Source organism: Paenibacillus hubeiensis, from assembly GCF_032334105.1.
Classification (GTDB): domain Bacteria; phylum Bacillota; class Bacilli; order Paenibacillales; family Paenibacillaceae; genus Paenibacillus; species Paenibacillus hubeiensis.
Genome location: NZ_JAVYAE020000004.1, coordinates 312,712 through 327,580, shown reverse-complemented (window position 1 = coordinate 327,580; position 14,869 = coordinate 312,712). Strand labels below are relative to the sequence as shown.

The 14,869-nt window shown below is 54.2% G+C and carries 14 protein-coding genes; 5 read left to right on the top strand and 9 right to left on the bottom strand.

The window, feature by feature from the left end; all coding sequences use genetic code 11:
- Window positions 1-54 precede the first annotated feature (54 nt).
- Window positions 55-1,653 carry a catalase gene (locus tag RSX24_RS14830; protein WP_343261011.1) on the bottom strand — a complete coding sequence of 533 codons (1,599 nt, stop codon included), beginning with the start codon at window positions 1,651-1,653 and terminating at the stop codon, window positions 55-57.
- A gap of 204 nt (window positions 1,654-1,857) precedes the next feature.
- Here RSX24_RS14830 and RSX24_RS14825 point away from each other — a divergent pair, with 204 nt between their 5' ends.
- Window positions 1,858-3,825 (top strand): ATP-dependent DNA helicase, encoded by a 1,968-nt coding sequence (locus tag RSX24_RS14825; protein WP_343261065.1) that lies wholly within the window; start codon window positions 1,858-1,860, stop codon window positions 3,823-3,825.
- Here RSX24_RS14825 and cysK read toward each other — a convergent pair.
- The 4 genes from cysK to RSX24_RS14805 form a co-directional block, all read right to left on the bottom strand.
- Window positions 3,822-4,757 (bottom strand): cysteine synthase A, encoded by a 936-nt coding sequence (gene cysK, locus RSX24_RS14820; protein ID WP_343261010.1) that lies wholly within the window; start codon window positions 4,755-4,757, stop codon window positions 3,822-3,824. The genes RSX24_RS14825 and cysK overlap by 4 nt on opposite strands.
- Before the next feature lie 455 nt (window positions 4,758-5,212).
- On the bottom strand, window positions 5,213-5,599 hold the full coding sequence (locus RSX24_RS14815; protein WP_236420078.1) for a YhjD family protein: 387 nt from the start codon (window positions 5,597-5,599) through the stop codon (window positions 5,213-5,215).
- A gap of 362 nt (window positions 5,600-5,961) precedes the next feature.
- A complete protein-coding gene (locus tag RSX24_RS14810; RefSeq protein ID WP_236420076.1) occupies window positions 5,962-6,201 on the bottom strand; it encodes a hypothetical protein in 240 nt (79 codons plus the stop codon).
- On the bottom strand, window positions 6,198-7,235 hold the full coding sequence (locus RSX24_RS14805; protein ID WP_236420074.1) for a nucleotide-binding protein: 1,038 nt from the start codon (window positions 7,233-7,235) through the stop codon (window positions 6,198-6,200). The genes RSX24_RS14810 and RSX24_RS14805 overlap by 4 nt, the downstream gene beginning before the upstream one ends.
- Window positions 7,236-7,925: 690 nt before the next feature.
- Here RSX24_RS14805 and RSX24_RS14800 point away from each other — a divergent pair.
- A complete protein-coding gene (locus RSX24_RS14800; protein ID WP_343261009.1) occupies window positions 7,926-8,645 on the top strand; it encodes a YitT family protein in 720 nt (239 codons plus the stop codon).
- A 110-nt stretch (window positions 8,646-8,755) separates the two neighbouring features.
- Here RSX24_RS14800 and RSX24_RS14795 read toward each other — a convergent pair whose 3' ends face one another.
- The gene (locus RSX24_RS14795; RefSeq protein ID WP_343261008.1) at window positions 8,756-9,226 is read right to left on the bottom strand and encodes a DUF2188 domain-containing protein; all 471 of its coding nucleotides are present in this window, start codon (window positions 9,224-9,226) and stop codon (window positions 8,756-8,758) included.
- Window positions 9,227-9,500: 274 nt separating this feature from the next.
- Here RSX24_RS14795 and RSX24_RS14790 point away from each other — a divergent pair, with 274 nt between their 5' ends.
- Entirely contained in the window at window positions 9,501-10,307 is an 807-nt protein-coding gene (locus RSX24_RS14790) for a lipid II flippase Amj family protein (RefSeq protein WP_236420068.1), read from the top strand.
- 197 nt (window positions 10,308-10,504) lie between these two features.
- Here RSX24_RS14790 and msrA read toward each other — a convergent pair whose 3' ends face one another.
- Window positions 10,505-11,464, bottom strand: coding sequence for a peptide-methionine (S)-S-oxide reductase MsrA (gene msrA / locus RSX24_RS14785; protein WP_339273395.1), 960 nt, complete (start codon window positions 11,462-11,464; stop codon window positions 10,505-10,507).
- Between the two features lie 139 nt (window positions 11,465-11,603).
- Entirely contained in the window at window positions 11,604-12,215 is a 612-nt protein-coding gene (locus RSX24_RS14780) for a TVP38/TMEM64 family protein (protein WP_343261007.1), read from the bottom strand.
- Between the two features lie 262 nt (window positions 12,216-12,477).
- Between RSX24_RS14780 and RSX24_RS14775 the strand changes: the two genes are divergently transcribed.
- On the top strand, window positions 12,478-13,419 hold the full coding sequence (locus RSX24_RS14775) for a Gfo/Idh/MocA family protein (protein ID WP_343261006.1): 942 nt from the start codon (window positions 12,478-12,480) through the stop codon (window positions 13,417-13,419).
- A gap of 42 nt (window positions 13,420-13,461) precedes the next feature.
- The gene (gene yxiS / locus RSX24_RS14770) at window positions 13,462-13,770 is read left to right on the top strand and encodes a protein YxiS (protein ID WP_236420061.1); all 309 of its coding nucleotides are present in this window, start codon (window positions 13,462-13,464) and stop codon (window positions 13,768-13,770) included.
- 154 nt (window positions 13,771-13,924) lie between these two features.
- Here the strand turns inward: yxiS and RSX24_RS14765 are convergent, their stop codons facing one another.
- On the bottom strand, window positions 13,925-14,743 hold the full coding sequence (locus RSX24_RS14765) for an AraC family transcriptional regulator (protein ID WP_236420059.1): 819 nt from the start codon (window positions 14,741-14,743) through the stop codon (window positions 13,925-13,927).
- Window positions 14,744-14,869: the final 126 nt, after the last annotated feature.

The following is a 14,869-nucleotide window of genomic DNA, read 5'->3' as shown; positions in this document are numbered from 1 at the left end:
GCCCCGTGCCTGCCGAAGCAGGCATGCCCGGGAACCCGCCTGGCTTCTTTCAGGTCAATACCGGTCGGCCTCGCGACCGCGCTGCTCCGCCTGTTCGGCGGCTGCGGAGCGCTTCGGCTGAACGGCGGCGCTGTCGTCGGTCGGCACCGACGCCAAGCCTTCGGCCACGCGGCGGCCGTAATCCGCGTCCGCCTGCGTGAAGTAGCCGATCATGCGCTCGCGGATGTCCGGCTTGCACTTCGCCAGCGCGCCGACGAGATTGCTGATGAGCTCATCGCGCTCCCAATCCTCGAACGCACGATACGTATCCCCGGCTTGGCCGAAATCGTTCGTGCGATCGATCTTTTCGCGGACAAGCCGCCCTTCGACAAGCGGTTCATGCTCCTTGCCGGGCTGCGTCGCCTCCTTCAGCCCGCCGAGGGAGGACGGCTCGTAGTTCACATGGGGGTTTTGCCCGGGGGCACGGTCGACGCGGTACTGCATCTGTCCGCCGCTTTGATTCGTCGCTACGGGTGTCTTCGGCGCATTGATCGGCAGCTGCAAATAATTGGTGCCGACCCGGTGCCGCTGGGTATCTGAATAGGAGAAGGTGCGGCCCTGCAGCAGCTTGTCGTCCGAGAAATCAAGCCCGTCGACCAGCACGCCCGTGCCGAACGCCGCCTGTTCGACCTCAGTGAAATAATCCTCGGGATTGCGGTTCAGCGTCATTTTGCCGACGCGCAGGAACGGGAACCGATCGGTCGGCCACAGCTTGGTTGGATCAAGCGGATCGAAGTCGAGCTCAGGATGATAGTCGTCCTCCATGATTTGCACGCACAACTCCCACTCGGGATAGTCTCCACGCTCGATGGCGTGATAGAGATCCAATGTGGCATGGTTGAAATCCATGCCCTGAATTTCGTTCGCTTCCTTCTGCAGCAGGTTGCGAATCCCCTGCTGCAGGGGCTCCCAATGGTATTTGACGAGCACGCCTACGCCCTCCTGGTTGACCCATTTGTATGTATTCACGCCGGAGCCCTGCATCTGGCGGTAGTTTGCCGGAATGCCCCACGGGGAGAAAACAAACGTGATCATGTGCGTGGCTTCGGGACTAAGGGATATAAAATCGAAGAATCGTTCCATATCCTGCGCGTTCGTCAGCGGATCGGGCCGGAAAGCATGAACCATGTCCGGAAATTTGAGCGGATCGCGGATGAAAAAGATTTTCAAATTGTTCCCGACCAGGTCCCAGTTGCCGTCCTCGGTATAGAACTTGACCGCGAATCCGCGCGGGTCACGCAGCGTTTCGGGCGAATGCCCGCCGTGAATGACGGTGGAGAAACGCACAAACACCGGCGTTTGTTTCCCTTTCTCCTGAAAGAGGCGTGCCCTTGTGTACTTGGATATCGGCTCGTCCCCGGCGGTGCCGTATGCCTCGAAAATGCCGTGTGCTCCGGCGCCTCTCGCATGAACGACGCGTTCCGGAATGCGCTCGCGGTCGAAATGGGTGATTTTCTCCAGCAAATCGTAATTTTCCAGCGTTGTCGGTCCGCGGCGGCCTACGGTGCGTACGTTTTGATTGTCCGTGACGGGATGGCCCTGCCGGTTCGTTAAGATGTCGCTATCGTTTGCGGATGGGGTAAACTGAACTGAAGGGGGATGATGTTCTTTCATGATGGAAAAAACCACCTTTCCTGACATTGGATTCCCGTATAGATTTTCCCTGATCGGTGGTTCTATGCATAATGGAGACAAAAACACCTTGTCAGCCTGCGCCTGACATGAGATAATTAACTTTTGCCTAGCGGTCTTTTTTTGAAACGGAATCCGTTCCGCCAGACCGCTTGTATAAGAATGGAGGCTGACACGGGATTGGCTATGGAACAACGTTATCCTTTTGCATATGATCCGGCAGAATCGTTCGTTCCCCGGCTCGGGGAATGGGTTGCCGATGTGTTTTACGATATTTTGCCGGAGGCCGGCTTCGAGGTTCGGGATGAGCAGATTTTTATGGCATACCAGCTGGAGCGGGCGTACGGAGACAAAAAAACGATTATGGCCGAAGCCGGCGTGGGCACGGGCAAAACGCTCGTTTACCTGCTCTACGCCGTATGTTATGCACGGTATACGGGCAAACCTGCGGTCATCGCCTGCGCGGACGAATCGCTGATCGAACAGCTCGTCAAACCGGGCGGCGATATCGAAAAGCTGGCGCGCCATCTGGATTTGCAGGTGGATGCAAGGCTGGGCAAATCGCCCGACCAATACATCTGTTTGAACAAATTGAGCGCAGTGCGGTTCGCGGATGAGGACGCGCCGGTGATTGAAGACGTGCACGACAGCTTGCCGGATTTCGTCAACTCGCCGGGCACGCTGCAGGCGTTTCATCCTTACGGGGATCGCAAGCAATATCCGCACCTGAATGACCGCCAGTGGAGCAAAATCAACTGGGACCCGTTCCAGGACTGTTTTGTCTGTCCCAAACGGCAGCGCTGCGGCTTGACGTTATCTCGTGACCATTACCGCCGATCGCGCGATATCATTATCTGTTCCCATGATTATTACATGGAGCATGTGTGGACATATGAAGCGCGCAAACGCGAGGGTCAACTGCCGCTGCTTCCGGATCATAGTTCGGTGGTGTTCGATGAAGGGCATTTGCTGGAGGAAGCTGCGCTGAACGCGCTGAGCTATAAATTGAAACATCGCATCTTCGAGGAACTGGTGACCCGCCTGCTGGAAGGCGAAATCCGCGAATCGCTCGCGGAGCGCATCGACGAAGCGATCGAGAGCAGCGAGCAGCTGTTTGCTTTGCTGGATCGCAGCACGGTAGCCATTCCGGGGTCGGACCGTAAAGAAGTGCGCGTGGACGCGCCTTTGCTGGCAGCCATTGAACGCCTGACGAATGTGCTGGATGCCATCGGGGAAGAGCTCGTGTTCGAGAGCGGCCTCTTCTCGCTGGACGGTTATCAAATGCGCGTCGTCGAGGAGCATCTGGATATGATCCAAACGGCGCTGTCGCTGTTCCGTAAGCAGGACGGCTACATTTGCTGGGCAGAGGAAAACGACGAGGAAACGACGCTGTCGATCATGCCGCGCACGGTGAAGGAGATTTTGAACGAACGCGTGTTCAACAAAAACATGCCGATCGTGTTCTCCTCCGCAACGCTGTCCGTGGACGGATCGTTCCGGTACGTCGCGGACAGCCTCGGCATCTCCGATTTCGTGTCTTTCTCGGTCGCTTCGCCGTATGAATATGCGGACAAAATGCAAATGCGCATTGCCGCTGAGACTGCCCCGGGACAACCTGAAAATGCGCGCCGCATGCAAGATGCCGTTTCGTTATTGCAGCAAAGCGGAGGTCGCGCGCTGATTCTGTTCCGGACGATGGAGGAATTGCGGACGTTCAAGCAGGACATCGCGAGCATGCCGGAAGTTTCCGGGCTGCGATTCATGTTTGAAGGGGATCGCGAAATAAGTGATCTCATCGCCGCTTTCCAGGAAGACGAAGAGAGCGTGCTGTGTTCGGTCAACCTGTGGGAAGGGCTGGATGTTCCGGGATCGTCCCTGTCGAACGTCATCATCTGGTCGCTCCCTTATCCGCCGCAGGATCCTGTGTTTAACGCCAAACGCACAGCGTCGGCCGCACCGTACGAAGAGATCGATCTGCCGTATATGCTGCTGCGGGTGAAGCAGGGATTGGGACGTTTGATCCGGACGAGCTCCGACTCCGGCATGGCGGCGATTCTCGACGAAACGCTGCACAGCAAAAAGGAAGCCAAGGACCGCATCGCGGCCCTGCTTCCCGAAGGGGTGGAATGGACAGTACTGCCCCGTTCCGTTTAAAAGAAACCTGTGCTCAAATACCGTTCCCCGGTATCGGGCGCAATGCAAAGCACGCGGCGGCCCGGGCCAAGCTCCTGCGCGATGCGCAGGGATGCCCGCACCGAGGCGCCCGATGAAGGGCCGAGCAGCAGCCCTTCGCGGGCGGCAAGCTGCCGCATCGTCTCCAGTGCGTCCTCGTCGGACACCTGGATGATGGCATCCCAGACGTCGGTATTCAGGATGTCCGGCACGAAGCCCGGACTGGTACCGACGAGCTTGTGCGGCCCCGGCTCGCCGCCGGACAACACGGGTGAGCCCATCGGCTCGACCGCGTAGATGCGGATGGCGGGCAGCTGCTTCCGCAGCTCCTCGCCGGTGCCGGTAATCGTGCCGCCCGTGCCTGCGGTCGCAACGAACGCGTCCAGCCGGCCTTCCATCTGCGCCATGATCTCCGGCGCGGTCGTAACCCGGTGAATGTCCGGGTTGGCCGGATTCTCGAACTGCTGCGGAATGAAGCTGCCCGGAATATCCGCGTGCAGCTCTTTCGCTTTGCGAATGGCGCCGGGCATGCGCTCGGCCGCAGGCGTCAGCACGACCTGTGCGCCGTAGGCTTTCAAAATGTTGATGCGCTCCATGGACATGTTGTCCGGCATGACCAGAACGGCTTTGTAGCCTTTCGCCGCCGCGTTCATGGCGAGGCCGATGCCCGTATTGCCGCTGGTCGGCTCGATGATGGTTGCGCCTGGACGCAGCAGCCCGGCCTTCTCGGCCTGGGCGATCAGATTATAGGCGGCACGGTCCTTGACGCTGCCGCTCGGATTGAAATATTCCAGCTTGACGTATACGTCGGCCGATTCCGGCCCGGCAAGCCGATTCAATTTCACGGCCGGGGTGTTGCCGATCAATTCGGTGACATTGGCAGCCACGCCTTTAGGGTTAACAGGTAAGTTCACGTTGGTCCAGCTCCTTGAAGGTTCACGCCCAAACATCGTTTCTTGCAAACAGGTCTGTTCGCCAATGGCGGACGGGCCTGTTTGTGCTTTAGCTGCATTTGGGGTCGAAATCAGATGAATGGATGGAAGGTTTCGTTTACATCTATATAAACCGGACTAATCAATCACACAAGGCCACTACGAGTGCAGCACCATCTTCCGATCGCTCTTATCCCCAGATTTTTTCGAATCCCCTTTTTCAAGGGAAAATCCGGTGATAAGCCTATGCTTCCGAAGCAGCTTTCTTTCAGAAAGCTTTTAGAACGCTTCGCTTCTTCAAATTGGTTCTGCCTCTCCGCTAATGTGTGTATGTTTTTTTACGGTCTATCTATCATCTTAATGAACCCTTCCTGACAAGGTCAACCTGTTTTGCACCGAAGTCCACTTCAATCATCGTGATCAAGAGAGAGAATGAACTATTCTGTCTGCGTCAAATCGACGTTAAGATGCAGGCTTAACTCTTTTTTGACCTCGCTGCGCGCAAATGACCATAACATATAGAATCTCTGTTGGTAACCCCGGCATAAATATAATGCTTCAATGCCTTGGACCTGACGATTTTCCGCGAAAATTTTGACGCCGCGCTTCCGCATCCGCTTGCGCAAGGCTTGCATTTCGCGCAGCACGTCATTTTGCACCTTCTTCAGGGACAGGACGTAGACCTCGGGCATTTTCAGCGGCAGCGTGCCCAGGGTGCGCATATCGCGCTCGAGCACATCCAGCAGCAGCGTGCGCACGACGATGCTTTTGACCAGATGGTGGTCTTCGTCCGCAGGGGAGGGAACGGAGGAGGGGAGGGGCATTCGCCTTCACTTCCTTAACCTGAAATCGGAATTAATATTATATTCGGAACGTACGTTCTTATATTATATTCAATATATGCAGGGGGCATACCCAAAAACAAGCGGAAAAATATGGAGCCGAATTGGCGGGAGCCCAAACGGGGTCTGCGAAAAAGGGACGGGCATCTCCAAAAAGTGGGTATAATTTGCGGGGGTTGAAGGCAATCTAAGCATAGAAGATTTGGAACGAACGACAAAGGGATGACCGCATCGCGCAGATGCAAAGGCTTGATTTCGACCGCGAAGGTAAAAACAAAAAAGCCCTGTCCGGAGACGGGGCGGGTCCAAGCTGCCGAACAGACGGCAGCGTTGCTCTAGCAGCGTTAAGCCAAATATTGCGGCTTTTCGTATAAAGCTTCTTTTTCCAGAATGACCTTGTAGGGCCGTTCTTTGCCCTTGAGGGAAGGGCCGATGGTCGTAAGCGGTACGGCTGGCTTGTGGAAGCGATCCTTATCCTTTTCCTTGGGTTCCGGAACCGGCCGTGATGAATCGTGCGCAGAACTGAGGCGTACTTTTTTTTCGCTGCCCCAGCGTTTGCTTATTTTTTTCATTTCCGGTTTCATTCCGGTTCGCCTCCTAATAAATCGTTGATGGCGTTGAACAGCTGACGGTTCTGTATGTCCATTTGCTGAAAAACGGCCTCGTCTGCTTCCGTATGCCCAATGATATGCACCGTAATTACATACCTCTTGGCTACAGGATAGCATAGCAAATATTCTTTCTCAAGGTAATCGTCAAATAGATTGATCTTGATTTTATTTTCTTTATAACAATCAATAACCAAAATTCGCTTCGGATCATCAGGCGGTTTGTCGTCGTTGGCCGTCAAATCGTATCTTCTGCCCGGCTCTCCAACATTTCCGCACAATTGTTCGATATACCCCTGATCATCCTTGCGGTAGATCGCCGTGCCGCGTACGGCAAAAGGGGGATGGGAGACAAAAGCGGTGCGGAGTGCATCGCTCATGCGTTCCAGCATGGCCGGATCGGGCCTGCGGGAACGCAGCAATTCCCTGAAGAAGCGCAGCAGCTTGAGCAGCTGGATCCGGGCTTCGCTCTCGGTTTGTTTCAATTCGGCCAAACGCTTCTCCAGTTCGGGATCGCTCCAGCGTCCTTGCTCCTCGATGCTGTCGGCGATTTTCGAGCAGGCGACGGACACGGCGGGAGCCCATTTGCCGTCGGAGCGGATTTCGTACGTTAACGGGTTCAATCCCAGGAGGTCGGTAGGCATCCGCAGACCCTCGACCTTCGTATCGTCCTTGCTGTCCGTAATATGTTCGGGAAGAATGAAAAAAATACGTTTGCGGCCTAACCGGCCCATGAACAAGCCCATTTCCAGCATCGTATTGTCACGGACGGAAGCATAATATTTGCCGCGTATTTTGGATATGTCATCCGGATGAAAAATAAAAATGGCAAAATCCGTTGTGCGGACCTCGGCTTCCAAATCGTCCATGGTATAGCTGCTGGGCTGGAATACCCCGGAAAACCAGGGAGTGACTTCGGCAGAGAAACGCAAATTTTCGTGCACGGCGGCTGCAACCGGCTTCGCTTCCAGCGAGCAGCCAATAAATACTCTTGGCTTGAACGTTTTCATGGATACGCCTCGCTTAAACGGTATTGGAGTGAATTGTTACATTATACCATAAATAGTTAGGAAAGGCTGGTAATATTTGGCGAGGCGCCGGTTTTCGTTTGTTACAGTGTATGTGGAGACGCGAAAGGATTCCAGTGAATTTTGCCTAAAATAAAAAAATGCCCCAATTTGCAGCGGTTAGGTGACTGGACAGTTCTAGAAGCCGGTTCATGTCATAGAATGAAGGAGCAAGATGAACCATTAGCAAGATTGTCTTGCTTTGGCTCAAGGATTCGGCTTCTTAGGCAGAACAGAGTGGAATAAGGCTGTTTTTTGCGAGGAAGTCTGTTTAGACCAAGCTTCGCTGGTGTTATATAATTAAATAACAAGCTAGTTAGCGGTGGGAAAATGAACAGAACGTCTAGACGGTTCACTTCACGAACTCAGCCCGTTAACAACAAACTGGCAGAAAGGATCAGGATACCATGAGCTCCCGAAGGATAAGCTCCCCAAGGATGATCTGGAAACGTTACGATCTATCTTACACTTAGCTCCTCTGCAGGGTAAATCACCGTCGTCAAACGGCTGACTCTGCGAAAGAGGGGATTGGAATGAATAGTCGAAGGATGAACACGATGTTTCCTTCCAGACTTGCCTTTTGCAGGGTACGGTCGGTTTACACCAACCTATACCAACTGCGAGGGATTCTGAATGAAGAGAACATCGTTGCAACACATCAGGGCAGAAGCGGGGAAATTGCTCCTCATGCTGCTCGGAACCTTTATTTTGGCGTTTGCTTATTATCACATTAATTTTCAAAACGAATTATCGGAAGGCGGCTTTGTCGGTCTGGCATTGCTTGCTAAATACGCAACCGGATTATCGCCTGCGGTGGGCATACTGCTGCTCGATATACCCGTCATGATTCTGGCCTGGTTCATCAAAGGCTGGAAATTCATGATTCAAGCGCTGATAGGCGCGGCTGCGTTTTCCCTGTTCTACGACGGATTCGAACGTTATTCCACATTGGTTATTTCATTTAACGGCAATCTGTGGATTCCCGCAATTCTATCCGGATTGCTGACGGGAATCGGTGCAGGAATCGTGCTTCGCTTTGGCGGAGCCACGGGTGGAGACGACATTCTGGCCGTGCTGGTCAGCCGCTGGAAAGGCTGGAAGCTCGGTACGGTATTTTTTGTCAGCGACGCCGTCGTGCTGTTGCTCTCGCTTTTCTTCCTGCCGGTCAAAGAAACGCTCTTCACGATTCTGGCCGTATGGATTGCCAGCAAAGTCATCACTTTCGTAGTTACTGTTCGTACGCCTCAAACGGTCACGACTTCGGCGGTCAAACGACCTGTGCCATCCGCACCCAAAGCGGTTGTCGGCGCGTCGGCCCCGCGTCCTACGATAGCAAGAGGTGTCACGCATTAATTTATATCGGATGATTCGCAAACCATGCGAAAATCACAAAGTCCTTTTGCTCGCCGGTCTGGCAGCGAAAGGACTTTTTTGGTTCAAAGACGAGCGAACCGAACCATCGGTCATGCACGGAAGGATGCAGCAATCTGGCCGTCCCGGTTATGGATAATCGCCCGAATGCTTTGTTTGCCGCTCATTTCGCGTGCGGCCTTCAGCGCTTCGTTTTTGGTGCGGTACGTGGAAAGGGGCTGCGCCTTTCCTTCCTTTTTGATGGACCAGCCGTCATCGTCGTTCGGAACGACATGAATGTTGGCATGGTTCTTGGAAGAAGAGACGGGCTCGGAATGGCCTTGTCCGGAAGAGACGCGGGAGTTTCCTGAAGGATGGCCGTGCCTGTCCGAATCGGAGGCAGAATGTTCATCTGCTGGATGATTCGCGTCCCATTCCTCCGCTTTTGCCGTAGCGATGGCGATGGAGCGGCCTTCGTCATATCCTTCATCCAGCAGGGCGTTGGCAATCTCGATGGCTTTATGCCTCACGCGCGGTTTCAAATTTTTCATCGATACAGGGTAATCCCGTTTGTTCCAAGGCATATCGTTTCCTCCTCTGCAATAGCGGTTAGTATATATTACCCTGCATGGGGAGCGATAAACGATGACTTCCTGCCACTACGCCGGGGAGCATGACGTTGGGGAGCCCGAGGTTTCGGGAAAGCTGCAGCCCGGGGCTTCAATCAGGTGGTCCAACGCTTCAAGGGATATGTCGATAATGGGTAAATTGGGGATGATATACAATGGGAGTCATGAGGCGTATAATGCAGAGATGAGTTTATGTACATAAAAAGCAAGACAAAGGAGAAGGACAGCATTGATAATAACGATGAGTCTTTTGATTCCAATGATGTTTACGATGGTCATTCATGCAGCTGACAGCCTGTCTTATGCTTTGCGTCTCGGAGGGCTGAGAACGCGGCGCATTGCGCTCGCGCTGTCGTTGTCAGGCATATTGCTGCTCGTCTCCCGCACGTCCAATATGGCGCAAGGCCCTATGGTCGGCAGGTTGGTCGACAATGCGACCAGCGGGGGCCATCTCCCCTTTTCGAGCCAATTGCACTGGCTGATGGCAGCGGCCAGCGTCGGCACGCTCATCGCGATCCTCTGTTTTCCGACGATGGTGAAGCTGGCGTCCCGCTTGGTCGTGCATTTCGAAGCGGCCGGCTCCATTCCGGCGATGGGCCGTCGCTTGCTCAGTCGGGATAAGATCAGAAACGCCATGCATTACGTTACTCCCCCCTCTTGGACGATGGCCAAGCGGCTGGTGCAGCACGGCATGCCGAGAAGGCTGATGGCGTTGAATGCAGCCGTAACCGCCATTTATACGACCGGGGTGCTTTCGAGCCTGTATGCGGCCTATTTGTATCCCGACCGGGCTGTTGCGGCATCGCAGTCCACGGGGCTGATCAACGGCATGGCCACCATATTGCTGACGATTCTGATCGATCCGCGCATTTCATTGCTCAGCGACAAATCGCTGCGCGGGGAAATCCGTCTGGACCGCATGAATCAAATTTACGGCTGCATGCTCGTATCGAGATTGTTCGGAACCCTGTTGGCGCAGCTGCTGCTGATTCCCTTTGCTTACTGGATCGGATGGGTTGTCAGCCTGATGGGATAAGGCAAAGGGGCGGAAAGTATGGATTGGAGTGAATCCTTTCGTTCCGGCCGCATACACGACGAGCCGCAATAAATATGGCACCGGCTGGAGCCGGGGCGTGTCGATTCCCGATAAAAAGAGCATGGACCCTTGGGGCCCATGCTCTTGATCTAATGGACGGTGATGCGGAAACCAATCCGAACCGTCCCATACGGCTCTTATTTGAACAGGATGGCGTACTCGCCGTATCCTTCCTTGACCAGGTCTTCTTTCGGCACGAAACGCAGCGCAGCGGAATTAATGCAGTAACGCAGTCCGTTTTCGCCAGGACCGTCATTAAATACGTGACCCAAATGGGAATCTCCCTCGCGGCTTCGCACTTCGGTACGAATCATGAAATGGCTGAGATCCGTTTTTTCTTTGATGCTGTAATCGCGTAGAGGACGCGTGAAGCTAGGCCAGCCGCAACCGGCATCGTACTTGTCTTTCGAGCTGAACAGCGGTTCCCCGGAGACGATATCCACATAAATGCCCTCGCCGTGATGGTCCCAAAATTCGTTTTCGAACGGGCGCTCGGTGGCGTTGTTTTGGGTGACCTCGTATTGCAGCGGCGTGAGCCGTTCCTTCAGGTCGCTTTTGTCGAGTTTGCCCGACCAGTTGCGTTCGATGAAGTCCTCGCGTCCGGAACCCTTGCTGTACCGTTTGTAGTGGCCCGGATTTTTGCGGTGGTACCCTTGATGGTACTCCTCTGCAGGATAGAACGTTTGGGCAGGCAGAATCGGCGTGAAAATCGGTTTGTCGAAGCGTCCGCTCTGCTCTAGCGCGGCCTTGGAGGCTTCCGCGATCTCGCGCTGCTCCTCGGTGTGGTAAAAAATGGCCGTTTGATACGAAGAACCGCGATCATGGAACTGTCCGCCCGCATCGGTAGGATCAATCTGCTGCCAGAACAGCTCGACCAGCTTGCTATATGGGAAGATGGCCGGGTCAAACGTAATTTGAACGGCCTCCACATGTCCTGTCGTCTCGGAGCAGACCTCTTCATACGTCGGATTCTCGGTGTGCCCCCCGGTATAACCGGATACAACTCCCTGGATACCTGGCAGCTCCTCGAACGGGGATACCATGCACCAGAAGCACCCGCCTGCAAACGTTGCTTTTTCGCTTGTATGTTGTTCCATGTATGATTCACTCCATTTCTTGAAGAACGATATGTTTGCTGCATCATTATTATAATATCAGAAGCTGTCAACTACCAAATGCCGAGAACCAAATATTACAAAGAAAACTTCTGCCTAAAGCACGGAGCCCAGAGCTGGTTCAACGTTTGCTTCGCGAACGGAGCCTGAACCCGAATAACACCAGGGCCATGAGCGTCAGATAAACGGCCAAGATGAGCAGGCTGAGCCAGATGGAACTTCCCGCTTGCGCTCCGGCAAAAGCAAAGACAACGATGGCCGGGATTTTGCCGATCGCCGTTGCCAGCATAAACGTCCAGACCGGGGTGTACGTCATGCCTGCATAAATATTGACGGCCACCTGGGGCACGATCGGCAGCAGACGCAGCGTCATCACGCCCATGAACGGGTGTTGTTCCATCCATGCGGTGAACCGGCTCAACCCGCGAATGCGCTCCAGATAGGCTCGCGCCTGGCTCCGGAACACGGTTCTCGCTCCCGCATAGATGAGCAGCGCAGCCAGCGAAGTACCGATCCAGCTGACCCAGGCGGCCGTTGTGGCGCCATATCCGTAACCCAGGGCAACGATGACGAATTTGTACGGAATGACGGGAACCAGCGCAAACAGCATGGCAATGAGGATGAGCAGCGGGATGGACTGGTGGGCCTCCGTCCAGGCGAGCACTTCATATCTGTAAATAAACGTGGCTCCTGCCAGCAAAACATAAAGCAGAATCCATAACCATTTTCGCAAAATCCAAAAAGCTCCTTTCAACAACCCGCCAAATAAGGGAATTGCCTGAACGTTGATTTCTCGTTCAAGTGTACCACGTTCGATCACGATCGAGATAGAGCAGGAGACCGCGCAAGCGGAGGCTTTCCGAATCGAATTCTTGATATGGATACGCCTGCTCGCCAACCGTCCGTAAAGCTTGCGCGAAAGCTGGCATGTTGCTGCAGGAAGCGTTACACTATAGGGCGTGGATACGAAGAACTCATCTGAAGGTGGAATGATCATGACGGAAACAAAGAAACGCACCCGTGCCGCCATCGTCGGTCTGGGGGGCATTGCGCGCAAGGTCTACCTGCCGCTGCTGTCCGCCCATCCGAACGTGGAGCTTGTGGGCGCGATGAACCGCTCCCCGGGGCCGGTCGACGCTGCAAAGCAGCTGTACAGGCTGGAGCAGGGGGCGACCGATATAAAGGAACTGTTATCTTGGGATTTGGATGCGGTGTTCATACATACGGCAACCGAAGCGCATTTTGAGCTCGTCATGCAATGCTTGGAACGCGGCTTGTCCGTATACGTGGACAAACCATTGTCTTATGTGCTGCGGGAATCGGAGGAGATGACGGCTTTTGCCGAAGCACAGGGACTGCTGCTCGCGGTGGGATTCAACCGCAGGTTTGCGCCGATGTACCAAAAGGCGAAGGAATGGATGCAGGCGGGAAAGGGCTTTGAGTCTTTGACGGTGACGAAGCACCGGACAAGCATTCAAGATCGTCCGGCTGCGGAAACGGTCTATGACGACCTGATCCATATTCTCGATCTGATGATGTGGTACTCGGGTCATGATACGGAATTGGTTCAGCATTGGTTGCGCACGAACGACGCCGGCAGATTGCTGCATGCCGCCGGATCAGCCCGATTGGGACGTCATGCGATTGGCCGGTTCGATATGGTGCGTGAAGCAGGGGCTGATTTGGAGAAACTGGAGCTGCATGGCGGCGGCAGGTCCGTCGAAGTCGTCAATATGGAGACGGCCGTGTATACGGAGCGCGGTGCTCTGGAGCAGCGTGAAACGTTTGGCAGCTGGGATGATATTTTGAAACGCAGAGGATTTGCCGGGGCCGTGAACGATTTCCTGCAGTGTTTGGAAACGCCGGACGAATGCATCATTAGTGCGACCCATGTGATGGATAGTCATGAGTTGGCCGAGCAATTGCTCCGCAAATAAGCAAGAACGAAGAACCAAGGGAAAGTGGAGGTTGTCTGCACGATGGAATCGAAGGAACGCAGCAAACAAATCGAAGAAGCGGTGATCGAAAGTTACAAGCAGGAAGAGGAAATGATGATCCTTGTGTTCGCGCAATGGTGCGTTAACCAGGGAGTTGATCCGGAGGAGCTGTATCGGCAGGCCTACCCGAACCAACAGGGCAACGAGCGGCTGCAGCAAGTGCTGAAGCTGGTCGTGCCTAAGGAGGAAGCCGGCGACATTCCGGACGAGACGGTGCTCGGCGTACTTTCCATGTTTGGCAACGATGATCTGGCCATGGTTGTGGCCGAAACGATCTCTGCGCGAAAGTGAGAAAACAGGTCGTTGTGCTAGTATGACAGGCTAACGAAGCGGAGTGTCTTATGAAGGAGATCCATTTTCCCCATAAAGAGCCCGCGGCTCGTTAGCCGTTTTTTTTAAAAGTTGCGTTTCCGCAGTGCCCGATCGAGGGCTTCCCGCCTGGTGGTTACATTTGTTCCCGGTGGATGGCCCGAAATTCTCTGGGCGACATGCCGAAGCGGGAGCGAAACACGCGATGGAAATACGTATAATTGTTGAAACCCGAAGATTCGGCGACATGCTCGAGCGTCATCGGGCTGAAAATGATGCGTTCCCGCGCCATGTTCAGCCGTACATCGAGCGCGTACTGCATGATGCTTTTGCCGAACACTTCCTTAAACAAATGAACTCCGCGCGAAACGCTGATCCCGACATGGGAAGCGATATCTTCAAGTTTGAACAGGGAGGAAGCGTTCTCCTCGATGTAGCTCTTGATCTCGTAAGCCACATAATTGGTTTTGGCCATGGTGGGGTGCTCTGAGAGCAGCCTGTCCACTTCGAGGCACAGAATGCGCATATAATAGCTGGAAATTTCGGGATAAGGGTTGGAGATTCGGCGCTGTTCCAGAACCAACTGGCGAAACAGCGTCAGCAGGCTCTCGGTCAATTCGACCTTGATGCGGTTGGGCCGCTTGTGGTGATGCCACCAATCGTCCACCCATGGTCCGTTGAAAAAAATGTGATAGTCGCCGCTCTCCACCAGACGTTCCCCGAGCGGATTCAGCTCTGCATCGATTTTGAGTTCGTACGGCTCGTCCGGACTGAATAAAAGCAGATCACCCACATCCACCAGGGACAAGGATCCGTCCACACGGGCACGGCAGCGGCCATCGGTTTGAAGGCGAAGCAAATAGTTTTTAACCCCCTCAGGCATTATGGAGTTGTAAGGTTTACGGTGAAACGAAAAGCCCGCTGTAAGAACCTGACAAGCGTGATCGGATTGCATTGGCACTCTCCTTGCAACTTGAAAATTATGACCAGATAGTTCATGTTTCGATCATATTATTCATTTTAATCGAAGGTGAAACGGAATACCATAGAGGAAGTTGTTAGCAAGATTTTCAGCACAGCT

Bases quoted from the DNA above. Each gene is read 5' to 3' on its own strand.
- RSX24_RS14830 (WP_343261011.1), bottom strand. From the start codon at position 1,653: ATGAAAGAACATCATCCCCCTTCAGTTCAGTTTACCCCATCCGCAAAC.
- RSX24_RS14825 (WP_343261065.1), top strand. From the start codon at position 1,858: ATGGAACAACGTTATCCTTTTGCATATGATCCGGCAGAATCGTTCGTT.
- RSX24_RS14815 (WP_236420078.1), bottom strand. From the start codon at position 5,599: ATGCCCCTCCCCTCCTCCGTTCCCTCCCCTGCGGACGAAGACCACCAT.
- RSX24_RS14810 (WP_236420076.1), bottom strand. From the start codon at position 6,201: ATGAAACCGGAAATGAAAAAAATAAGCAAACGCTGGGGCAGCGAAAAA.
- RSX24_RS14805 (WP_236420074.1), bottom strand. From the start codon at position 7,235: ATGAAAACGTTCAAGCCAAGAGTATTTATTGGCTGCTCGCTGGAAGCG.
- RSX24_RS14800 (WP_343261009.1), top strand. From the start codon at position 7,926: ATGAAGAGAACATCGTTGCAACACATCAGGGCAGAAGCGGGGAAATTG.
- RSX24_RS14795 (WP_343261008.1), bottom strand. From the start codon at position 9,226: ATGCCTTGGAACAAACGGGATTACCCTGTATCGATGAAAAATTTGAAA.
- msrA (WP_339273395.1), bottom strand. From the start codon at position 11,464: ATGGAACAACATACAAGCGAAAAAGCAACGTTTGCAGGCGGGTGCTTC.
- RSX24_RS14775 (WP_343261006.1), top strand. From the start codon at position 12,478: ATGACGGAAACAAAGAAACGCACCCGTGCCGCCATCGTCGGTCTGGGG.
- yxiS (WP_236420061.1), top strand. From the start codon at position 13,462: ATGGAATCGAAGGAACGCAGCAAACAAATCGAAGAAGCGGTGATCGAA.
- RSX24_RS14765 (WP_236420059.1), bottom strand. From the start codon at position 14,743: ATGCAATCCGATCACGCTTGTCAGGTTCTTACAGCGGGCTTTTCGTTT.